The organism is Streptomyces sp. CA2R106, from assembly GCF_037034245.1.
Classification (GTDB): domain Bacteria; phylum Actinomycetota; class Actinomycetes; order Streptomycetales; family Streptomycetaceae; genus Actinacidiphila.
In genome coordinates this window covers 134,371-155,911 of sequence record NZ_JBAGKC010000008.1, presented here as the reverse complement: position 1 = coordinate 155,911, position 21,541 = coordinate 134,371, and the positions used below count along the sequence as shown (strand labels likewise).

General features: G+C 74.4%; 14 protein-coding genes. 8 read left to right on the top strand and 6 right to left on the bottom strand.

Annotation, left to right across the window (positions count from 1 at the left end):
- The first annotated feature begins 55 nt into the window (after positions 1-55).
- Genes WA788_RS14585 through fxsT form a run of 5 tightly spaced genes read left to right on the top strand, consistent with a single transcriptional unit; the run spans position 56 to position 8,189 of the window.
- Positions 56-436: a CU044_2847 family protein gene (locus tag WA788_RS14585; RefSeq protein ID WP_335977226.1), complete on the top strand. Its 381-nt coding sequence runs from the start codon at positions 56-58 to the stop codon at positions 434-436.
- A complete protein-coding gene (locus WA788_RS14580) occupies positions 433-1,362 on the top strand; it encodes an AAA family ATPase (RefSeq protein WP_335977224.1) in 930 nt (309 codons plus the stop codon). The genes WA788_RS14585 and WA788_RS14580 overlap by 4 nt, the downstream gene beginning before the upstream one ends.
- Entirely contained in the window at positions 1,359-3,368 is a 2,010-nt protein-coding gene (locus tag WA788_RS14575; protein ID WP_335977221.1) for a magnesium chelatase, read from the top strand. Before WA788_RS14580 ends, WA788_RS14575 begins: the two co-directional genes overlap by 4 nt.
- Entirely contained in the window at positions 3,355-4,761 is a 1,407-nt protein-coding gene (locus WA788_RS14570; protein WP_335977218.1) for a CHAT domain-containing protein, read from the top strand. The genes WA788_RS14575 and WA788_RS14570 overlap by 14 nt, the downstream gene beginning before the upstream one ends.
- A complete protein-coding gene (gene fxsT, locus WA788_RS14565; RefSeq protein WP_335977216.1) occupies positions 4,758-8,189 on the top strand; it encodes an FxSxx-COOH system tetratricopeptide repeat protein in 3,432 nt (1,143 codons plus the stop codon). The genes WA788_RS14570 and fxsT overlap by 4 nt, the downstream gene beginning before the upstream one ends.
- 87 nt (positions 8,190-8,276) lie before the next feature.
- On the opposite strand, the gene WA788_RS14560 is transcribed toward fxsT, so the two are convergent.
- From WA788_RS14560 to WA788_RS14545, 4 genes are all read right to left on the bottom strand, one after another.
- A complete protein-coding gene (locus tag WA788_RS14560; RefSeq protein ID WP_335977213.1) occupies positions 8,277-12,152 on the bottom strand; it encodes a multifunctional oxoglutarate decarboxylase/oxoglutarate dehydrogenase thiamine pyrophosphate-binding subunit/dihydrolipoyllysine-residue succinyltransferase subunit in 3,876 nt (1,291 codons plus the stop codon).
- Positions 12,153-12,411: 259 nt separating this feature from the next.
- Positions 12,412-13,611, bottom strand: coding sequence for a HAMP domain-containing sensor histidine kinase (locus WA788_RS14555; protein WP_335977211.1), 1,200 nt, complete (start codon positions 13,609-13,611; stop codon positions 12,412-12,414).
- Entirely contained in the window at positions 13,608-14,321 is a 714-nt protein-coding gene (locus WA788_RS14550) for a response regulator transcription factor (RefSeq protein WP_335977209.1), read from the bottom strand. The genes WA788_RS14555 and WA788_RS14550 overlap by 4 nt, the downstream gene beginning before the upstream one ends.
- 74 nt (positions 14,322-14,395) lie before the next feature.
- Complete coding sequence (locus WA788_RS14545; protein ID WP_335977207.1) at positions 14,396-15,109, bottom strand: spermidine synthase; 714 nt, start codon at positions 15,107-15,109, stop codon at positions 14,396-14,398.
- Between the two features lie 147 nt (positions 15,110-15,256).
- Between WA788_RS14545 and WA788_RS14540 the strand changes: the two genes are divergently transcribed.
- Positions 15,257-16,195 carry a class I SAM-dependent methyltransferase gene (locus tag WA788_RS14540; protein WP_335977205.1) on the top strand — a complete coding sequence of 313 codons (939 nt, stop codon included), beginning with the start codon at positions 15,257-15,259 and terminating at the stop codon, positions 16,193-16,195.
- Between the two features lie 211 nt (positions 16,196-16,406).
- Positions 16,407-18,830, top strand: a complete 2,424-nt coding sequence (gene lon / locus WA788_RS14535) for an endopeptidase La (protein ID WP_335977203.1) — start codon at positions 16,407-16,409, stop codon at positions 18,828-18,830.
- Positions 18,831-18,951: 121 nt separating this feature from the next.
- On the opposite strand, the gene WA788_RS14530 is transcribed toward lon, so the two are convergent.
- Positions 18,952-19,836, bottom strand: coding sequence for a lysozyme (locus WA788_RS14530; protein ID WP_335977202.1), 885 nt, complete (start codon positions 19,834-19,836; stop codon positions 18,952-18,954).
- Between the two features lie 198 nt (positions 19,837-20,034).
- Between WA788_RS14530 and WA788_RS14525 the strand changes: the two genes are divergently transcribed.
- The gene (locus WA788_RS14525; RefSeq protein ID WP_435173017.1) at positions 20,035-20,538 is read left to right on the top strand and encodes a MarR family winged helix-turn-helix transcriptional regulator; all 504 of its coding nucleotides are present in this window, start codon (positions 20,035-20,037) and stop codon (positions 20,536-20,538) included.
- Between the two features lie 93 nt (positions 20,539-20,631).
- Here WA788_RS14525 and WA788_RS14520 read toward each other — a convergent pair whose 3' ends face one another.
- Positions 20,632-21,387, bottom strand: coding sequence for a protein phosphatase 2C domain-containing protein (locus WA788_RS14520; protein WP_335977201.1), 756 nt, complete (start codon positions 21,385-21,387; stop codon positions 20,632-20,634).
- Between the last annotated feature and the right edge of the window lie 154 nt (positions 21,388-21,541).

Below are 21,541 nucleotides of genomic sequence, written 5' to 3'. Positions count from 1 at the left end.
GGGCCGCGCCCGCCGCGACCCGCGCACGCCACCACCGCCTTGGGGGACGAGAAAGATGCCCGTAGTCAGCGGCCCGCCCGGCGCCTCGGGCGCGCCGCCGGTCCAGGTCCAGGTCGAGGTCCAGCCCGGCCCGGCGCAGCAGTCCGGCCCGGCCGGCCCCGCCGAGGGCGTGTACGGCGCCACCCGCGGCAATCCGGCCCGGCGCGTCGCCGAACTGTCCCGCGACGTGTACGACGACGGCATCGCGCTCGCCTGCCGCTGCGCGGAGGTCGCCGCCGCACGGTTCCGGGCGCTGCCGGACGGCACCCGGCCGCAGGAGGTCGAGATGCAGTTCGGCATCAAGATGGACGCCTCGCTCGGCGCCTACGTCGTGCAGAGCTCCGCCGAGGCCCAGTTACAGGTGACGTTCCGCTGGCACACCGGCGCCGCGTCGTGACGGCCGGGATCACGATCCTGCCGTACAGCTACGTCGTCGGCCAGGAGGAGCTGAAGCTCGCGCTGGAGCTGAACTTCATCGCCGAGGCGATCGGCGGAGTGCTGATCTCCGGTCAGCCGGGCACCGCGAAGTCCACCGTGGTGCGGGCGTTCGCGCTGATGGCCCGCGGCCGGCTGCCGGTCACCCTCACCATCGACGCCACCGACGACCGCGTCCTGGGCGGCTGGGAGCTCAACGCGCTGCTGCGCGGCGAGACGACGGAGCAGCCCGGGCTGCTGGAGGCCGCCCACGCGGACGGCCTGCTCTACATCGACGAGGTCAACCTCCTCAACGACCACGTGGTCAACATCATCCTCGACGTGTCCTCCACCGGTGTGCTGTCGGTGCAGCGGGAGGGCCTGGACAAGGTGATGAGCGTCCGGTTCGGCCTGGTCGGCACGATGAACCCCGAGGAGGGCGGGCTGCGGCCCCAACTCCTGGACCGGTTCGGCCTGATGGCCACCGCCCAGCCGCTCGACACCGCCGGGCGGCACGCGATGCTGCGCGCGGTGCTGCGGTTCGACGAGGAGAGCGCGGACCCCGGATCGGTGTGGCTGGCCGAGGGGCGCCGGCTGGACCGGGAGCGCCGCGACCAGTTGCTGGCGGCCAGGGCCCGGCTGTTCGACGTCGAGGTCGGCGACGACGTCGTCGGGCTCTGCGCGAAGACCGCCGCCGCCTTCCAGGTGGTCGGGCACCGCGGCGAGGTGGTCATGCTCCAGGCCGCCCGCGCCCAGGCCGCCGCCGAGGGCGCCCCCGCGGTGACCGCCGCCCACCTGCGGGTCACCGCGCCGCTCGCGCTGCGGCACCGGCGCCCCGAGAGCACCCACGGCGGCTCGGCCGACTGGGCGCCGGACGACCTCGAACGCCTCGACCAGCTGCTGTCATGACCGGCCGCGACCCCGCCGACGCGTCGTTCGGCCGCCTCCTGCGGGTGTTCGCCTGCGCCGCCGCCGACCCCCGCCTGTCCGGTGTCCTGCTCTTCGACGTCCCGCCGGCGCTGACCGCCGAGGTCGTCGGCCTGTTCGCCGCGGCCGTCGCCGAGGGCGGGCAGGTGGTGCACCTCGGTGCGGCCGTACGCGAGGACGACCTGTGGTCGCGGACGCGGCTGCGGCCCGCACGCGGGCGGATCGCGCTGGACGTGCTCCCCGGGGACCTGGTGGAGGCCGACCCGGCCGCGCCGCCGCGCGCGGTGGTCGTGCCGGACCTGGCCCGCCTGCCGCTGCCGGGGCTGCGGGCCGCGGTCACCGTGCTGGGCGCGGAGGCGGCCTCCGTCGAGCGGCACGGGGCCAGCGCGACCTGGCGGCCGCGCGCCCGCTGGCTCGCCTTCTGCCGCACCGAGGACGCCGGACGGGTCTCCCCGCACCTGCTCGACCGCTTTCCGCTGCGCTTGGCGGTGCCCGGACTGCGGCTGCCTGCTGACCGGACTGCTGCTGACCGGCTGCCCGTCGACCGGACTGCCGCTGACGGTCCGGCCGCCGACCGCTTGCCCGCTGACGGTCTGGCCGCTGACGGTCCGGCCGCCGACCGGCTGCCCGCAGACCGCCTGCCCGCTGACGGTCCGGGCGCTGACGGTCCCGGCGCAGACCGTCTGGCCGCCGACGGTCCGGGCGCCGACCGTCTGGCCGCCGACCGGACTGCTGCTGGCCGCCCGGCCGGCGGGCGGTACCGCCGACCGCCGCTCGACGAGGAGGCGCTCGCCCGCGTCGCGGAGCAGCCCGGGGAGCGGCGGGCCCTCGCGCTGGCCCGCATCGCCCGCGCGCTGGCCGGCCTCGCCGACCCCGCCGCGCCCGCCACCACCGCCGCCCATGTCGCGGAGGCGGCCCGGCTGATCGGGCTCGCACCGGACCGTCCGCCCGCGCCCGACGCCGACCGGCCGCGGCCGGACCACCCCGAGCCGCTGCCGCCGCCCGAGCCGCCCGCCGCACCGCCGCAGCCGGAGGGCGCCGAGCCGGGCTCGGCCGTCCACACGACCGAACTGCCCGCCCCTGGCCCGGAGGAACCGCTCACCCCCTTCGCCGACCCGGCGCCCGCCCGGCCCGAGCCCGGCGGCCCCTACCCCGAGGACGAGGCCGAGCCGCTGCGGGAGTACGCGCCGCTGCGCGCGGCCTGGCGGCGCGCCTCCGGCCCGGCCGCCGACCGCGGCCCGGTCACCGGCATCCGCCGCGCCACCGACCTGCGGGACCTCGCACTGGTGCCGACCGTCATCGAGGCGGCCAAGCACCAGCGGCTGCCCGGCCGGGTCCGCGACCGCGGCGCCCTGGCCATCACCGCGGGCGATCTGCGCAGCCACGCCCGCGCCGCGGAACCCGAGCGGATGCTGGTGCTGCTGCTGGACCACACCAGCCGGCCCGGGCCGGACTGGCAGCAGGCCATCGCCCCGTACGTGCAGTGGGCGTACGCCGCCCGCGCCACCGTCGCCGTGGTCGAGGTCGGCGGCGCGCCCACCGCCGACGAGCTGCGCGCGCACACCTTCCACGCCCGCAACGTGCTCGACCCGCGGCTGGCCGAGGCACTGGAGCGCACCCCGGGCCGGGCCAGTCCGCTCGCCCACGGGCTGCTGCTCGCCGCCCAGTTGGTGCGCCGCGCGTTCCAGCAGCAGCCGACCGCGCTCGCCGAGGCATGGCTGGTCGTCGCCAGCGACGGCCGCGGCAACATACCCTTGCGCACCAGCCTGACCGGGCTGCACGAGGGGCCGGTGGGCCGGCGCGGGGTGCAGGACGCGCTCGTCGCGGCCGGCCAGTTCGGCGCGATGGGCCGGATGCGGCTGCACACGGTCGTGCTGGACACCGGCGCGCAGCCGTACGCGGAGCTGCCGTTCGAGCTGGCCGACGCGCTCGGCGGGAGCGTGGTGGCCGGGCCCGCGACGGAGGGGGACGAGGATGCCGCCGGCTGACCGGATGCGGCGGGCCACCGCGTGGATCACCGGGGTCCGCGGCGCGGCGGGCGCCGGCCCGCGCAGCCCGCGGCCGGCGCCGCTGCCCGTGCCGCGCCCGGCCCGCGCACCGGACGCGGCGGTCCCGGACACCCCGCCCGAGGCGCTGGGCACCGCCACCACCGACCCCACCGGGCGGCTGCCGGGCGGCCTCGCCCAACTCCGGGTGCAGCGCGCCCGGTCCGCCGCCGGCGAGCCCGCGTACGTGCTCACCGGCACCTGCGGCGGGTCCGAGGAGGAGCGCCCGTACGGGCCGCCCGAGCCCCAACTGCCGCCCACGGACATCAATCTGGCCCGGGTGCACGCCGCCGGCGCGGTGCCCAGCCAGTTCTACCGCGCGGTGCGGCACTGGTCGCAGCTGCAACGGCCGCTGGTCGGCTGGCTCAACGATCAGCGGGCCCGGCACGGCGCCGCGCTGCACGTGGTGGTCTGGGACGACACCGACTACGAGATCCCGTGGGAACTGCTGCTGCTCACCACCGGCGACGGCGGTCCCGACCTGCCGCTGGGGGCCGCCGTGCCGGTGGCGCGCTGGACCACGATCCGGGAGCTGCGGCGCCCGCTGCTGGACGTGCCCGCGGACTGCTCGGGCCGGGTCCTCGGCTACTTCGACGGGCGGATGCGCCAGGACATCGACGTCTTCGCGCCCTTCGACCACGAACCGCACACCGACGTGGACCGCTTCCTGGACCGCCTCGACGAGCGCCGCCGCGACCCCGACCGCCCGGACCACCCCGACAACCCCGGCCGCGCGGACCGCCCCGACCACCCGGACCGCCCCGGCGAGCCGGACCGACCCGGCCTCGGCCTGGTCTACATGGGCTGCCACGGCACCCACGGAAAGCGCATCGACGACCTCACGGCGGGCATGCTCACCTGGCATGAGATGGACGAGCCGGCGATGCGCGCACTGCGGGGCGGCACCGGGAGCGACGGCACCCTGGTCTGCCTCAACGTCTGCCACTCCGGGCGGCTGGTGGAGAACAAGGGCGGCGGTGAGGACGCGTTGCGCGGCTTCTCCGAACTCTTCCTGCGCAAGGGCGCCAAGGCGTGCATCGCCACCCGCGGCGAGGTCGGCGAGAGCGAGGCGCGCGCCCTGCTGCGGCACCTGGTGAAGTACGCCCGCGAGCGGCCGGGCGTACCGCTGGCCCACATGCTCCGCGACTTCCGGGCGCTGGCGGTCGGCCAGCTGCCCCGGCGGCTCCCGCGCACCCGGGAGCCCGGCGGCGGCCAGGACGTCGAGGCCCAGCGCCGGGTGCTCACGCTGCTCTACCACTTCATGTACGTCTACTACGGGCACCCGCTGACCACGCTCCGGCTCACCTCCGGCCGCCGCGGACCGGAGGCGCGGTGAGCGGCGAGGGCGCGCGGCTGCGCGTCGAACCGGTCGTGGCCCGGCCGCGCGTGGCGGAGGCAGGCCGCGGCTACCTGGTCACGGTGGACCTGCGCAGCACCTGCGACCCCGGCGAATGGCCCTACGAGCAGGAGGAGTTCGCGTTCGGTGTCGCACTGGACGGCGGCCCCGAACTGGTCTGCGAGGCGCTCGGCCACCCCTCGGTGGTGCTGCACCGCTTCGGCGGCACCTACGGTCCGGCGCGGTTCGTGGTCACCGCGAACGGCCGCCCGGGACCTGCCGAGTTGCGGCTGTCGGTGTTCAACGGGCACGGCGTCCCGGTGCGTACGGCCGGGCTGCCGGTGCGGATCGTGGCCACGGGAGCTGCGGCCGCCCTCCCCGTCGAGGGCGTCGCGGTACTGGCCGCGCCCGGCCGGACCGGCGGCCCGCCACCCGCCCACCGCGTCACCGTCAGCTACGCCGGCACCGACCGGCCCTGGGCGGTGTGGATCGCGCACCGCCTCGAACTCCAGGGCGTCCAGGTGTCGTTGCAGCGCTGGAACGTCGTGCCGGGCGCCTCGGTCGAGCAGGGGCTGCGGGACCTGCTGCTGTCCGGCAACCGGGTGCTGGTGGTGCTCAGCGCGTGGTACTTCCGGCTGGGCCTGCGCGACCCGCAGGAGTGGAACGAGGCGCTGCGCGCGGTGGTCCCGGCGCATGCCGGCCACTTCGCCGCGGTCCGCGTCAGCGCCGCCGAACTGCCCGCCGCCGCAGCCTTGTTGGCGGGCGCCGACCTGTGGGACACCGCCGCGCCGGAAGCCGAGGCGCGGCTGCTCGCGGCGCTGGGCGTCGAGCGCGCCCAGCCGCCGGAGCAGACCGCGGACGGCCCGCGCTTCCCGCTGGAGCAGCCGGCGGTGTGGGGCGGTGTGCCGCGCCGCAACACCCGCTTCACCGGCCGCGAGGAGGTCCTCACCGCGCTGCACCGCCGGCTCGCCGAGGCCCCGTCGGGCGCCGCGGTGAGCACGCTCATCGGCCTGTCCGGCGTCGGCAAGACCCATGTCGCCACCGAGTTCGTCCACCGCTTCGCCGCCGAGTACGACGTGGTGTGGTGGGTGCCTGCCGGGGAGCGCGGCACCCTGCGCGAGCACCTGGCCGGCCTCGCGCCCGTCCTGGGCCTGGTGACCGGACGGGAGTACGGCGAGCGGCTGCGGGCGGTGCGGGACGCGCTGCGCCGCGGGGACCCGTACGCGCGGTGGCTGGTGGTGCTGGACGGCGCGGACCGGCCGGAGGACGTCCACGACCTGCTGCCGGCCGGGCCGGGACAGGTGCTGATCACCTCGCAGAACCGGGAGTGGGGCGAGTACAACAGCGCCCTGGTCGAGGTGCCCGTCTACGACCGGGACGAGTCGGTGGCGTTCGTACGCCGTCGGGCGCCGCGGCTGGACGACGCCGATGCGGACAAGCTCGCCGAGGCGCTGGGCGACCTGCCGCTGGCGCTGGACCAGAACGCGGGCGCGCTCAACGACTCGCTCATGCCGGTCGACGAGTACGTCGAACTGCTGCGCCGCGGCACCGAGGTGGAGTCCGGTCTGAAGGTCGCCGCGGACTTCCAGATGACGTACTTCACCGCGTTCTCGATCCTGCTGAACCGGTTGCGGGAGGACCGGCCCGAGGCGGTGGACCTGCTGCGGCTGTGCGTGTTCTTCGCGCCGGGCCCGGTCCCGGTCCGGCTGCTGCGCGACCTGCTCGGCCTCGGCGCCGCCGGCGGGGACGACGCCGGGGACGACGGCACCGGCGCCGAGATCCCCCCCGAACTCGCCCGGCTGACCGCGGACCCCGAGGCGTGGGACGCGGCCGTCGGCAAGCTCGCCCAGTGGTCGGTGATCCAGTCCGACCCGCAGGAGAACGGCGCCGTGGAGCCGGCCGGCTCCACCGACGTCGTCCAGATGCACCGGCTGGTCTACCAGGCGGTCCGGGCCGACCTGCCCGAAGAGGAGCGCAGCCGCTACTCCCGGGTGGTGCGCGCCGCCCTGGTCGCCGCCGACCCCGGCCGCCCCAACGAGCCCGCCCACTGGCCGCGTTACGCCCAGATCGTGCCGCACCTGGAGGCATCCGGCGCCCTGGAGACCGCCGACCCGGCCGTCCAGACCACCGTGATCCGCTGCATGCGCTACCTCTTCCTGTCCGGCGAGTACGGCGCCGGCCTGCGCACCGCCGCCCGCGCCAACGAGTACTGGCCGCAGCTGCTCGACCCCGGCGACGCCCGGCTGTGGGACCTCGCGCACAACCGCGCCAACCTGCTGCGCGCGCTCGGCGAGTACACCGAGAGCGAGGCCCTGGACCGGGACGCCTACGAACGGCTGAGCGCCGACCGCGGCCGGGACGACGTGCTGGTCCTGCGCGCCGCCGGCAGCCTCGCCGCCGACCTGCGCCAACTGGGCCGCTACCACGAGGCGCTGGACCTCGCCGAGCTGGTGCGCACCGGCTACCACCGGATCGGCGACGAGGGCGGCGAGCTGACCGCGCAGAACAACGTGGCCGTCACCTACCGCCTGCTCGGCCGCTACGCCGAGGCCCTGGAACTGGACCGGCGCACCCTGGCCGCCCAGCGCGACCGGCTCGGCGCCCGCCACGCCCGCACCCTGTCCTCGGCCGACTCCTGGGCGCTCGACCTGCGCCTGCTCGGCCTGACCGAGGAGGCGCTGCGGGCCCAGGAGATCAACTGCGCCCGGCACGCGGAGGTGCTGGGCCCGGACAACCCCCAGTCGCTGCGCGCCGAGCACAACCTCGCCGAGTGCCAGGGCCAGGCGGGCGACGGGCCGGGGGCGCTGGCGACCCTCGGGCGGCTGGTGAACCGCTGCGAGCGGGTGCTCGGCGAGACCGACCCGCTGACGCTGCGCGTCACCGCGTCGTACTCCTGCCATGAGCGCGATCACGGCGACCTGGACCGGGCGCGGGCGCTGACCGGCACCGTACTGGACTGCTACCGGCGGCAGTTGGGCGGCGAGCACGCGTACACCGCCGGTGCGCTCGCCAACCACGCGCTGGTGCTGCGGGCGGCGGGGGAGCGGATCGAGGCGGACACGCGGGCACAGGCGGCGCTGGCGGCGATGGAGCGCGCGGTCGGCCCGGACCACCCCTGGACGGCCGGCTGCGCCCTGAACGCCGCCGTGGTGCGGCAGGAGGCCGGCGACCCCGCTGCCGAAGAGGCGGCACGGGACGCGGCCGCCCGCGCCGAACGGGCCCTCGGCCCGGCCCATGTGCTCACCGCGATGTGCCGCTCCGCCCATGCGGCGGCGCTGCGGGGCGCCGGCCGCGCGGCCGAGGCGGACCTGCTCGACCAGGACGCCGTGCGGGCCCTGGCCGCCGCCCTCGGCCCCGGCCACCCGCGGACGGCCGCGGCCAGGGCCGGCGCCCTGCCGTGCTGGGACTTCGAGCCGTTCAGCGCGTGAGCGCCGGGAACGGCCGCCGGCCCCCTGCCCGGGACGGGACAGGGGGCCGGCGGCCGTACGGGGCCCGGGGCTGAGCCGGGCCGGAGGTCAGATCTCGAAGACCTCGTTCACCAGGTTCTGCTGCTGCTCCTGGTGCCGCTTCGCCGAGCCCACCGCGGGCGACGACGAGGACGGGCGGGAGACCCGGCGCAGCCGGTCCGCGTTGTCCGGGGCGGCACCCAGCACCAGGTCGAGGTGGTCGATCAGGTTGAGCGCGATGAACGGCCACGCCCCCTGGTTGGCCGGCTCCTCCTGGGCCCACACGAACTTCTGGGCCTTGGTGAAGGGCGCCAGCGCCTGCTGGATCTCCGTGCCGGGCAGCGGGTAGAGCCGCTCGATCCGGATGATGGCGACATCGCCCGCGCCGCGCTTCTCCCGCTCGGCGATCAGGTCGTAGTAGACCTTGCCGGTGCAGAAGACGACCTTGCGGACCGCCTCGGGCTGCACCGTGGTGTCACCGATCACCGGCTGGAACTGGCCGGTGGTGAAGTCCTCGGCCTTCGACGCCGCCGCCTTCAGCCGCAGCATCGACTTCGGGGTGAAGACGATCAGCGGCTTGTGGTGCGGGTTGTGCACCTGCCAGCGCAGCAGGTGGAAGTAGTTCGCCGGGGTGGTCGGGAACGCGACCGTCATGTTGTTCTGCGCGCACAGCTGGAGGTAGCGCTCGATCCGGGCCGAGGAGTGGTCCGGGCCCTGGCCCTCGTAGCCGTGCGGCAGCAGCAGGGTGACGCCGGAGGTCTGGCCCCACTTCTGCTCGGCCGCCGAGATGTACTCGTCGATGATCGAGGAGGCGCCGTTGGCGAAGTCGCCGAACTGGGCCTCCCACATCACCAGCGCGTCCGGCCGGGCCAGCGAGTAGCCGTACTCGAAGCCCATCGCCGCGTACTCGCTGAGCAGCGAGTCGTAGACGTTGTAGCGGGCCTGGTCCTCGGACAGGTACAGCAGCGGGGTGTAGTCCTCGCCGGTCACCCGGTCGATGAGCACCGCGTGCCGCTGGCCGAAGGTGCCGCGCCGGGAGTCCTGGCCGGCCAGCCGGACCGGGGTGCCCTCCAGCAGCAGCGAGCCGATCGCCAGCGTCTCGCCCATGCCCCAGTCGATGGTGCCGTCCTCGACCATGGCCGCCCGGCGCTGGAGCTGCGGCAGCAGCCGCGGGTGCACCGTGACGTGGTCGGGGATGTTCACCTGGGACTCGGCGATCCGCTTGACCACCTCGGTGCTGACCGCGGTCGGCACCGCGACCGGGAACTCCGCCTGGCTGTCCTGGCTCTGGCTCTCCGCCGGTGCCGCGACGGCCTCGCGGACCTCGGTGAAGACCTTCTCCAGCTGCCCCTGGTAGTCCTGGAGCGCCTGCTCGGCCTCTTCCAGGGTGATGTCGCCGCGGCCGATCAGCGACTCGGTGTAGAGCTTGCGCACCGAGCGCTTCTTGTCGATCAGGTCGTACATCAGCGGCTGGGTGAACGCCGGGTTGTCCGACTCGTTGTGGCCGCGGCGCCGGTAGCAGATCAGGTCGATCACGACGTCCTTGTTGAACGCCTGCCGGAACTCGAAGGCCAGCCGCGCCACGCGGACCACGGCCTCCGGGTCGTCGCCGTTGACGTGGAAGATCGGCGCCTCGATCATCCGGGCCACGTCGGTGCTGTACATCGACGAGCGCGCGGACTCCGGGGCGGCGGTGAAGCCGACCTGGTTGTTGATCACCACGTGCACGGTGCCGCCGGTGCGGTAGCCGCGCAGCTGCGACATGTTGAGCGTCTCGGCCACCACGCCCTGGCCGGCGAAGGCCGCGTCGCCGTGCAGCGCGACGGGCAGCACCGTGAAGTCGGTGCCCGCCTTGTTGATGACGTCCTGCTTGGCGCGGGCGATGCCCTCGATGACCGGGTCGACGGTCTCCAGGTGCGAGGGGTTCGCGGCCAGCGAGACGTTGATCTGCTCGCCGTCCAGGCCGGTGAAGGTGCCCTCGGCGCCCAGGTGGTACTTCACGTCGCCGGAGCCGTGCATCGACTTCGGGTCGAGGTTGCCCTCGAACTCGCGGAAGATCTGCGCGTACGACTTGCCGACGATGTTCGCCAGCACGTTCAGCCGGCCGCGGTGGGCCATGCCGATGATGACCTCGTCCAGCCGGGACTCCGCCGCCGCGTCCAGCACCGCGTCCAGCAGCGGGATGACCGACTCGCCGCCCTCCAGCGAGAACCGCTTCTGGCCGACGTACTTGGTCTGGAGGAACGTCTCGAACGCCTCGGCGGCGTTCAGGCGGCGCAGGATGCGCAGCTGCTCCTCGCGCTCAGGCTTGGCGTGCGGGCGCTCGATCCGGTCCTGGATCCACTTGCGCTGCTTGGGGTCCTGGATGTGCATGTACTCGACGCCGACGGTGCGGCAGTACGAGTCGCGCAGCACCCCGAGGATGTCGCGCAGCTTCATCAGGGACTTGCCCGCGAAGCCGCCGACGGCGAACTCGCGCTCCAGGTCCCACAGGGTCAGCCCGTGCTCCAGGACGTCGAGGTCCGGGTGCTTGCGCTGCCGGTACTCCAGCGGGTCGGTGTCGGCCATCACGTGGCCGCGCACCCGGTAGGAGTGGATCAGCTCGAAGACCCGCGCGGCCTTGGTGACGTCGTCGTCGTGCCCGGTGTCGATGTCGGTGCGCCACCGCACCGGCTCGTACGGGATGCGCAGCGCGGCGAAGATGTCGTCGAAGAAGTCGTTCTCGCCCAGCAGCAGCTGGCTCATGATCCGCAGGAACTCGCCGGACGCCGCACCCTGGATCACCCGGTGGTCGTAGGTGCTGGTCAGCGTCATGACCTTGGAGATGCCCAGCTTGTTCAGGGTGTCCTGGGAGGTGCCCTGGAACTCGGCCGGGTAGTCCATGGAGCCGACGCCGAGGATCACCGACTGGCCGGGCATCAGCCGCGGCACCGAGTGCACCGTGCCCAGGCCGCCGGGGTTGGTCAGCGACGCGGTGACGCCGGAGAAGTCGTCCATGGTGAGCTTGCCCGCGCGGGCCCGCCGGACGATGTCCTCGTACGCCTGCCAGAACTCGAAGAAGTTCAGCGTCTCGGCCTTCTTGATGGCCGCGACGACGAGCTGGCGGTCGCCGTTCGGCTTCACCAGGTCGATGGCCAGACCGAGGTTCACGTGCTCGGGCTTGACCAGCGTCGGCTTGCCGTCCTTCACCGCGAAGGAGTGGTTCATCGACGGCATCGTCTTCAGGGCCTGCACCATGGCGTAGCCGATGAGGTGGGTGAAGGAGACCTTCCCGCCCCGCGCCCGCTTGAGGTGGTTGTTGATCACGATGCGGTTGTCGAAGAGCAGCTTCACCGGGACCGCGCGCACCGAGGTGGCGGTGGGCAGCTCCAGGGAGGCGCTCATGTTCTTGGCGACCGCGGCGGCCGGGCCGCGCAGCTGCACGTACTCCGTCGCGGCGGGCGTGGCGGCGGGCGCGGCGGCCGGTGCGGCGGCCGGCTTCGCGGCGGGCGTGGCCGCGGGCGCCGGGGCGGCCTTGGCCGGGGCCTGGGCGGCGGCGGGCTTCGGGGCCGCGGCGGGAGCCGGCTGGGCCGGCGCGGGAGCGGCGGCCTGAGCCGGGCGGGCCGGGGCCGGGGGCGCCGCGGGAGCCGGGGCGGGAGCCGCGGCGGCCTGCGGGCCGGCCGGGGCCGAGGGCGGCGTGGAGCCGGGTACGCCCGCGCTGGCGCGGGCGGCGGCGCCCGAGGCACCGCCCTGGCCCGCCGGGGCGGCCGGCGCGGCGGAGCCGTCCGGCTTGTAGTCGGCGAAGAAGTCCCACCAGGCTCGGTCTACCGAGTTCGGGTCCTGGAGGTACTGCTGGTAGATCTCGTCCACGAGCCACTCGTTCGGGCCGAAACCCGCTGCGGGGCCCTCGCCCTGCGCTTCGTGGTCGGTGGAGACACTAGAGCTATTGGGGGACTGTGGCGACACGGCGGCAACCGCCCTCTTCCGCTTCACAAGATGGTGGACAGCGGGAATAAAGGCTACGCCTACCTGGCGTCTCCATGCAGTTTAGGGGGGCAGTCGTCGCGTAAGTCACACCCGAAGACTGGTTTCGGGACGGATCGTGGCGGGAAAGTGGTCCCTCTTGCGGGTTTGCCCGTCCGCCGGCGGGCCTCCGGCGGCGGGTCCGCCGGCGTGTTCCGCCCGCCTCGCCGCCCACCCCGCCGACCGCCGCGGCGGCGCCGCGTCAACGCTGCTGCGCCGGCTTCCCCGGGAGGGTGACGTGGATGCGGCAGCCCCGCGGGGATTCGGCCACCTCGATCCGCCCGCCGTGCAGGTCCACCGCCCAGCGCGCGATCGCCAGGCCCAGACCGGTGCCGCCGTCCGTGCCCGGATGCGAGCCGCGGTGGAAGCGGTCGAAGACCCGCACCCGGTCCGCCTCTGGGATGCCCGGCCCCTCGTCGCACACCTCCAGGTCCAGGCTGCCGGGCACCGGCCCGCCCCGGGCCCGTACGGTGACCCGGCCGCCGGGCGGGCTGTGCTTCATCGCGTTGTCCACCAGGTTGGCCACCACCTGGTGCAGCCGCTCCCCGTCGGCGTACGCCACCAGCTCCGGCGGCGAGACGTCCAGGTGCAGCGGCACGTCCGCCCGGGCCCGGGTCTGGGCGCCGCCGGACCTGCCGCGGTCCGCGCCCAGGCTCGCCGTCTTCAGCACCGCCGACAGGTACGGCCACACCTCGAACCGCTTGGCGTCCAGCCGTACCGCGCCGCTGTCCAGCCGGGACAGGTCCAGCAGCTGGGTGACCAGCTTGCCCAGCCGCTCGGTCTGCTGGAGGGCCAGCCGCATCGTCTCCGGGTCGGCCGCCGAGACGCCGTCCACCACGTTCTCCAGCACCGCGCGCAGCGCGGCGATCGGCGTGCGCAGCTCGTGCGAGACGTTCGCCACCAGCTCCTTGCGGTGCCGGTCCACGGCGGCCAGGTCGGCCGCCATCCGGTTGAACGTCTCGGCCAGCTCGCCGACCTCGTCGCGGCGCTTGCGGGCCACCCGGCGGCTGTAGTCCCCGCCGGCCATCGCCCGCGCCACCGCCGTCATCTCGCGCAGCGGCGCGGTCAGGTTGGTCGCGACGATCTGCGTGATCAGCAGCGAGGCGATGATCGAGAAGATCGTGATCACCCGCAGCTCGGTCCTGGAGTGGATCGCCAGCGTCACCAGCAGTGTGGTGATCATCACGGAGGCGATCACCAGCGCCTGGAGCGCCGCCTTGATCGAGCGGGTCGGGTCCCAGGGGCGCAGCGCCTCCCACAGCCGGCTCAGCCACGCGCGCACCACGACCCGGGCCGGCCGCCGGTTGCCGCGCGGCGCCCGGCGGCGGGTCCACCACAACGCGCCCAGGGCCCGCGCCGGGTCCCGGGTGCGCGCGGGGTCCCCGATGGGGCCCGGGGTCATGGCGTCGGGTTCTCCAGGGCGTAGCCGACACCGTGCACGGTGCGGATGCGCTCCGCGCCGATCTTCCGGCGCAGTGCCTTGACGTGGCTGTCCACGGTGCGGGTGCCCGACGCGTCGGTCCAGTCCCACACCTCGGCGAGCAGCTGCTCGCGGGAGAGCACCGCCCGCGGCTGGTGGGCCAGGCACACCAGCAGCTCGAACTCCGTCGGCGTCAGGTGCACGTCGCTGCCGCCGACCCGGACCCGGCGCTGGGTGTGGTCGATCTCCAGGTCGCCGAGGTGGATGCTGGCGCCGCGCACGGTGGACGCCGCGTCGGCGGCCCGCTCCACCCGGCGCAGCAGCACATGGACCCGGGCGGCCAGCTCGCGCATCGAGAACGGCTTGGTCATGTAGTCGTCGGCGCCGACGCCGAGCCCGACCAGCATGTCCGTCTCGTCGTCGCGCGCGGTGAGCATCAGCACCGGCACCGGCCGGTCGGCCTGCACCCGGCGGCAGACCTCCAGCCCGTCGTACCCGGGCAGCATCACGTCGAGCACCAGCAGGTCGGGCTGCCAGCTGTGGGCCGCGTCCACCGCGGACGGGCCGTCGCTCGCCGTGCGCACCTGGAACCCCTCCGCCTGGAGGCGGGCCGCGATCGCCTGAACTATCGTCTGGTCGTCCTCGACCACCAGGACACGGCGCTGCGCGCCCGTCGTCTGTGCGCTGTCCACTTCCGCTTCCGCCCCACAAGCTCGTCCGATACCGGCAGCGTACGGGGCGGGCCGCGGCCCTGACTATGACGCCTTCACGCCTTGACGGCTACATGCACCACATCGGGCACCCCGCGCGCGACCGGAACCTCGAGTGTCCGCACCCCGGAGTACCCCGCCCCCGTCAAAGCGGCCTCGAAGGCGGCCGAGGGCTGCGCCGACCACACGGCCAGGACACCGCCGGGGCGGAGCAGCTCCCGGCAGTCGTCAAGCCCGCTGGGACTGTAGAGACTGCCGTTATTGTCGGTGACTGTCCAGTCCGGCCCGTTGTCGATGTCCAGGCAGAGCGCGTCGTAACCGCGTTCGGGGCCCGCGGCGGGCGCGGCCGCGGGGCCGGGCGCGGTGCGCAGGTAGGCCAGCAGGTCCGCCTCGACCAGCCGCACCCGCGGGTCGTCGAGGGCGCCGCCGGTGTGCGCGGCGAAGTGGCCGGCCCGGTGCCAGTCGATCACCGCCCGCTCCCGCTCGACGACGTCGATCCGCGCCCAGCGCGGCTGGGCGGCGGCGTGCGCGAGCGAGAACCCGACGCCGAGCCCGCCGATCAGCACGCTCGCGCCGTCCCGGCCGGGCGGCAGCGCGGCCAGCGCCGCGTCGACCAGCAGCCGCTCCGAGCGGCCGTCGGAGGTGTCCATCAGGAAGGTGCCGTTGGCGATGATCTCCAGGTGCGGGCCCCGCCGCCGCAGCACCGCCTCCCCGTACGGGCCGTCGCGCCGGTCCAGCACCACCGGTTCCTCGGTGTTCGTCGCAGACATGACCTCATTTTGGCGTACCCGGGGGAATTCCATGGCCGCCCGTCGGCCGCCGGGTCACCGGGCGTTCAACTCCCGTACCGGAGGACTTCCGGTGAACTGCGCCCGGTGCTGGTCCGGGCCGCACAGCCGGGGCGTAGGTTCCGCCCCATGCCGATACTCAACAGCCCTGTGGCCAAGCGGCTCCTGCGTCCCGCGACCTCCCTCGTCGACCGCCGTGTGCAGCGTCCGGTGTCGCGGTTGCGCAAGGAGATGGACACCCTGCGGCGGGAGGTGAAGGAGCTGGAGAAGCTGCGGCGCCAGGTCGACGAGCTGCGCGGCCAGGAGTACGCGGTCGGCCTGCTCTTCGACCGGACCGGCCGCAGCGGCCCGCGGCTGCCCACCGCGGCGCAGATCGACCAGCTGGTGGCGCAGGTCGCCGAGACCACCGGCGCGGACCCGAAGGCGGCCCGGCGCAACGTCACGATCGCCTTCCGCAACGTGATCGCGCTGGAGGCGCTGGCGGTGGGCCGGCTGGCCGGCTCGACCCAGAACGTCTGCGGCAAGCTCGCCGCGGTGCCGCTGCTGGACCCGCCCAACGCGCAGGTGCTGGAGATCGGCACGCTGTACGGGCTGTTCTCCGCCACGATGCTGCGGATGCTGCACCGCGCCGGGATCGAGCCCGAGCTGACGGTGGTGGACCCGCTGGTCGGGACCCAGCTCCAGCCCGGCGGGCTGGAGGGCCTCGACCCGACCGGCACCCCGGTACGGCTCGACGTGGTCCGGGCGAACCTCGCGCTCGGCGGCAAGGCGGGGGAGCGGGCCCGGGTCCAGGTCGGGTTCTCCGGCGACCCGGACGTGCGCGCGGCCGTCTCCGACCGCGAGTACGGCGTCATCGTCATCGACGGCGACCACTCCGCCCAGGGCGTCGCCGAGGACCTTCAGTGGGCCGAGCAGATCGCCGCCCCCGGGGCGGTCGTCGTCCTCGACGACTACGGCGACGACAAGTGGGCCGGCGTCCAGCAGGGCGCCGACGCCTACCTCGCCGGCTCCACCCGTTTTGTCCTTCTCGGGCGCGTCTCGACCTCCGCGTTCCTGCGGGCGCGGTAACCCGGACCCCGGAAGGACCCGAGCAAGTCAGGGGCGCGGGGAACTGCGCGACCGGCCACGTACGGCCGCAAGGTCCCGGGCGGACAGGAGGCGCCCCCTTCCGGGGGACGGGGGCGCCCTGATCGCTCAGGGCGAACGTGGACCGGGGAACATCGGCGAAGCCCCTTGCATTGAGTGAGGTGTACTCAACTTGCTTGCATAGGGAGCGATCATGGCGTTTGAGCCGAAGAGTTCCAACCTCACCCTCCCCGTACTGCCCCTCGACGGCGAGGTCGTCCTGCCCGGCATGGTCGTACCGCTCGACCTGACGGACACGGAGGTACGGGCCGCGGTGGAAGCCGCACAGGCGGCCCACGCGGGCCGCGGCAGCGGCAAGCCCCGGGTCCTGCTCGTCCCCCGGGTCGACGGCAGGTACGCCGCCGTGGGCACCCTCGGCACGGTCGAACAGGTCGGCCGCCTCTCCGACGGCGACCCCGGCGCCGTCATCAAGGGCCGCTCGCGCGTGCGGATCGGCGCCGGCACGACCGGCCCGGGCGCGGCGCTGTGGGTGGAGGGCACCGTGGTGGAGGAGCCCGCGCCGCAGGAGGCGCCGGGCACCGTCGCGGAGCTGATGAAGGAGTACAAGGCCCTCGCCACGAGCTGGCTGCGCAAGCGCGGCGCCTGGCAGGTCGTCGACCGGGTGCAGCAGATCGACGACGCCGGCCAGCTCGCCGACAACTCCGGCTACTCGCCGTTCCTGAGCGTGGAGCAGCGTGTGGAGCTGCTGGAGACCGCCGACCCGGTGGCCCGGCTGAAGCTCGCCACGCAGTGGCTGCGCGACCACCTCGCCGAGCAGGACGTCGCCGAGACGATCCGCAAGGACGTCCAGGAGGGCATGGAGAAGCAGCAGCGCGAGTTCCTGCTCCGCCAGCAGCTGGAGGCGGTCCGCAAGGAGCTGTCGGAGCTGAACGGAGACCCGGACAACGAAACGGACGACTACCGGGCCCGGGTGGAGTCCGCCGACCTGCCCGAGAAGGTCCGCGAGGCCGCCCTGAAGGAGGTCGAGAAGCTGGAGCGCTCCTCGGACGCCTCCCCGGAGGGCTCGTGGATCCGCACCTGGCTGGACACCGTCCTCGAACTGCCGTGGAACAGCACCACCGAGGACACGTACGACGTGGCGGGCGCGCGGGCCGTGCTGGACGCGGACCACGCGGGTCTGGACGACGTGAAGGAGCGCATCACCGAGTACCTGGCGGTCCGCAAGCGCCGGGCCGACCGCGGCCTCGGTGTGGTCGGCGGGCGCCGCGGCGGCGCGGTGCTGGCGCTGGTCGGGCCGCCCGGGGTCGGCAAGACCTCGCTGGGCGAGTCCGTGGCCCGCGCGATGGGCCGCAAGTTCGTCCGGGTGGCGCTGGGCGGCGTCCGCGACGAGGCGGAGATCCGCGGCCACCGCAGGACGTACGTCGGCGCGCTGCCGGGCCGGATCGTGCGCGCGATCAAGGAGGCCGGGTCGATGAACCCGGTGGTGCTGCTCGACGAGGTCGACAAGGTCGGCTCGGACTACCGGGGCGACCCGGCGGCCGCGCTGCTGGAAGTCCTCGACCCGGCGCAGAACCACACCTTCCGGGACCACTACCTGGAGGTCGAACTCGACCTGTCCGACGTGGTGTTCCTCGCCACCGCCAACGTGCTGGAGGCCATCCCCGAGCCGCTGCTGGACCGGATGGAACTGGTCCGGCTGGACGGCTACACCGAGGACGAGAAGGTCGTCATCGCCCGCGACCACCTGCTGCCCCGGCAGTTGGAGCGCGCGGGTCTGGACGCCGAGGAGGTCGGGCTCGAGGAGGACGCGCTGCGCAGGCTGGCCGGGGAGTACACCCGCGAGGCCGGTGTGCGGAACCTGGAGCGGACCGTCGCGCGGCTGCTGCGGAAGATCGCGGCGCAGCACGAACTGGGCGAGCGCGAGCTGCCGTTCACGGTCGGCGCCGGAGACCTGCGGGCGCTGATCGGGCGGCCGCACCACGTGCCGGAGGCCGCGCAGGACCCGGAGGAGCGGCGTACCGCGGTGCCGGGTGTGGCCACCGGGCTCGCGGTGACCGGCGCCGGGGGCGACGTGCTGTACATCGAGGCGTCGCTCGCGGACCCGGAGACCGGCGGGTCCGGGCTCCAGCTCACCGGCCAGCTCGGCGACGTGATGAAGGAGTCCGCGCAGATCGCGCTCTCCTTCCTGCGCTCGCGCGGGGCGGAACTGGAGCTGCCGGTCGGCGACCTGAAGGACCGCGGCGTACACCTGCACGTCCCGGCCGGGGCGGTGCCGAAGGACGGGCCGAGCGCGGGTGTCACCATGACGACCGCGCTGGCGTCCCTGCTGTCCGGCCGCCGCGTCCGCACCGATGTCGCCATGACCGGTGAGGTGTCCCTGACCGGGCGGGTGCTGCCGATCGGCGGGGTCAAGCAGAAGCTGCTGGCCGCGCACCGGGCCGGGATCACCACCGTGGTGATCCCGAAGCGGAACGAGGCCGACCTCGACGACGTCCCCGCGGAGATCCTCGCGGCCCTCGACGTCCACCCGGTCGGCGACGTCCGCCAGGTGCTCGAGCTGGCGCTCGAGCCGGCGGCCGCGGACACCTCCGCCGAGGAGGTCCCGCTCGCGGCGTGAGCCTCCGCCGCTCCCCGCTCCCCGCGCCCCGTGGTGGTGGGCGTCCTTCCGCCGAAGGAGCCGCCACTTCAGGGGCGCGGGGAACGTCCGCGTCCGGGCCGGTGGCCCGGGGCGGTCCCGGTCAGCCCAGGGCGAGCGCCTTGAGGCGGGTGGTGTCGCCGTTGAAGTAGTCCTGGTCACCGGGGAAGGTGCCGCTGTCGGCGTGCTGCCAGAACGTGTAGTAGGTGTAGCCGCCCGGCAGGGTCCCCGCGCTGGTGGAGTACTTCGCGATCCAGAACGGGCTGGTGGTGGCGAAGCCGCTGTTGTTGCCGGTGCAGGTCGACCACCAGTCGTAGGTCGAGTAGATCACCGGGTAGACCCCCTCCTTCGCGTGGTACTCGTTGGCGAAGGCGTGTATCCAGCTGACCATGCTGGCCTGGCTCAGGCCGTAGCAGGTCGCGCCGTAGGGGTTGTACTCGATGTCGAGCGCGCCCGGCAGGGTCTTGCCGTCGGCCGACCAGCCACCGCCGTGCGCGATGAAGTAGTCCGCCTGCGTCGCGCCGCCGGAGGTGTCCGGCGTGGCGAAGTGGTACGACCCGCGGATCATGCCCACGTTGTAGGACCCGTTGTACTGCTGGGTGAAGTACGGGTTGGTGTAGGTGGTGCTCTCGGTCGCCTTGACGTAGGCGAACTTGCCGCCGTTCGCCCAGGCCGTGGTCCAGTTGACGTTGCCCTGGTAGCCGGAGACGTCCATGCCGGGCGTCTGGGTGGCCATCGGGACCGCGGTGTCGGAACCGGAGCCGGCGTCCGAGCCCTCGTGGGCGGGGACGGTGGAGCCCATCCAGTCCAGTTCCGGGTGGGTGAGGTGGCCGGCGCTCTTCGCCGTACCGGTCGCAGCCGCCGCATGGGCCGCGCCGGGGACGGTGAACGCCAAGGTGAGCAGCGAAACGATCAGGCCGACGAGGACCGCCAGCCGGGTTCTTGCCGAGCCGGTGCCGTGCACGACGGAGGGAACTCCGTGGGACATGCGTGCCTCCATGAGGGGCAGGTCGGGGGACTCGCAGCGTCATGGTGTGGTCATGACAGATCTGACGGTACGTTGGACGCTACGCGCGTGGAAAGAGGGGCCGGGAACCGCCGTTGGTCTACGCCTGCGAAATACTTGGCGTGCTGCGGAAACCACCGTGGGTGAAGCAAACTTTCAGCCGTTGAAAGCGGGGCTCCTGTGACCGAAGCGAACCGTGCCGCAGGCGAAGCGGGCGGAACGGACGGTGCGGGCGAGCCGCAGCCGGTGCCCGGCGACAGCGTGGCGGGCTCCCTCGAACGGGAGTTGACCGTCCTCTTCCGCCGGGCCCGGGCCGCCTCGGGCGAGGTGGCCCGCGAGGTGCACCCCGGACTGGAGGCCGCCGCGTACGGCCTGCTGGTCCGGCTGGACGAGGCCGAACCCGAGCGGGCCACCGAGCTGGCGGCGTACTTCGGCGTGGGCAAGGCCACGATGAGCCGCCAGCTGCGGGCGATGGAGGAGCTCGGGCTGGTCACCCGCGAGCCCGACCCGGCCGACGGCCGCGCCTACCTGATGCGGCTGACCGACGAGGGCCGGGAGCGCTTCGCCCGGGTGCGGCGCGCCCGCCGCGAGCGCTACCTCGGGCAGCTCGCGGAGTGGGACCCGCGGGACGTCGCCGAACTCGCCCGCCTGCTGCACCGCCTCAACGCGACGCAGGACGGCTGACGCCGACGCGCCTGCACGGCGGCCCGGACCGTGCGGGCCGCCGGGACCGCCGCGGCCGCACCTGACCGCCACGGCTACCGCTGACCGCCGCGGCTACAGCTCCACCAGCACGGCCGTCGCGTCGTCATGCTGCTTGCCGGGCGGCGGCTGCTCCGCCTCCAGCGCCCGCACCCGGGCGAACAGCCGCTCCGGCCCGGACTTGCGCAGCAGCGCGAAGGTGCCCGTCCAGTCGTCGACCGCGTAGTACTCCACCGCGCGCGCGGCGCCGTCGGTCAGCGCGGCCAGCGCCGTGACGTCCGCGCGCGGCAGCCGCCCGGTCACCGCGCGCTTCACCACCGCCGGGTCCGCCGCGGCCGTGAAGAAGCCGCCCTCCCGGTTCCGCAGCGGCGCCAGCCGCAGCCCGGCCGCGCGCAGCCGGTCGATCCGGTCGTCCAGCACCGCCGTCACCACCCCGGCGGTGTCCTCCACCAGCAGCGCCGAGTCCGACAGCACCAGGTACTCCACCGCCTCCGCGTCCCAGCGGGCGGCCACGACCGTGGCCTGCGGCGTCAGCTGGTGAGAAAGATCACAGGTGTCCTGGTGGGCCGCCGCGGTCCGCGCGATCGCCTCCGCGAGGCACTCCGCGAGCGCCGACTCCCGCCGGGCGGACGCCAGTTCGAGCAGCGCGCCGCCCAACCGCGCGGTGAACCACGGCACCGAGTGCACACAGCCGCCGTTGTCCGGCGGGGGCGTGACCCCGTCCAGGACCACCACCACCCCGCCGGCGCCGGACGCCGGAAGCGCCACCGCCGCGAAGTCCTCGTTGGGCACGCCCGCCGTGCCGGGCTCGGTCGCCGTCTCGATCCGCATGCGCCCAGTCTCGCAGCCGGCTGGTCCGGACCACGGCAACGCCCTGCTGTGCGCGGGCATCCTCTCAAAGCGGAACGGCGGGTGCCAGGCCGTGTCCGGCGCGGCGGGCGCGGTGCGCATGGTGGCGCCCGTGCCCGACTTGTCGGTCAACTCA

What these genes read in the sequence shown, in the direction of transcription:
- WA788_RS14585 (WP_335977226.1), top strand. Translation starts at nt 56, where the DNA reads ATGCCCGTAGTCAGCGGCCCGCCCGGCGCCTCGGGCGCGCCGCCGGTC.
- WA788_RS14575 (WP_335977221.1), top strand. Translation starts at nt 1,359, where the DNA reads ATGACCGGCCGCGACCCCGCCGACGCGTCGTTCGGCCGCCTCCTGCGG.
- WA788_RS14570 (WP_335977218.1), top strand. Translation starts at nt 3,355, where the DNA reads ATGCCGCCGGCTGACCGGATGCGGCGGGCCACCGCGTGGATCACCGGG.
- WA788_RS14555 (WP_335977211.1), bottom strand. Translation starts at nt 13,611, where the DNA reads ATGACCCCGGGCCCCATCGGGGACCCCGCGCGCACCCGGGACCCGGCG.
- WA788_RS14545 (WP_335977207.1), bottom strand. Translation starts at nt 15,109, where the DNA reads ATGTCTGCGACGAACACCGAGGAACCGGTGGTGCTGGACCGGCGCGAC.
- WA788_RS14540 (WP_335977205.1), top strand. Translation starts at nt 15,257, where the DNA reads ATGCCGATACTCAACAGCCCTGTGGCCAAGCGGCTCCTGCGTCCCGCG.
- lon (WP_335977203.1), top strand. Translation starts at nt 16,407, where the DNA reads ATGGCGTTTGAGCCGAAGAGTTCCAACCTCACCCTCCCCGTACTGCCC.
- WA788_RS14530 (WP_335977202.1), bottom strand. Translation starts at nt 19,836, where the DNA reads ATGTCCCACGGAGTTCCCTCCGTCGTGCACGGCACCGGCTCGGCAAGA.
- WA788_RS14520 (WP_335977201.1), bottom strand. Translation starts at nt 21,387, where the DNA reads ATGCGGATCGAGACGGCGACCGAGCCCGGCACGGCGGGCGTGCCCAAC.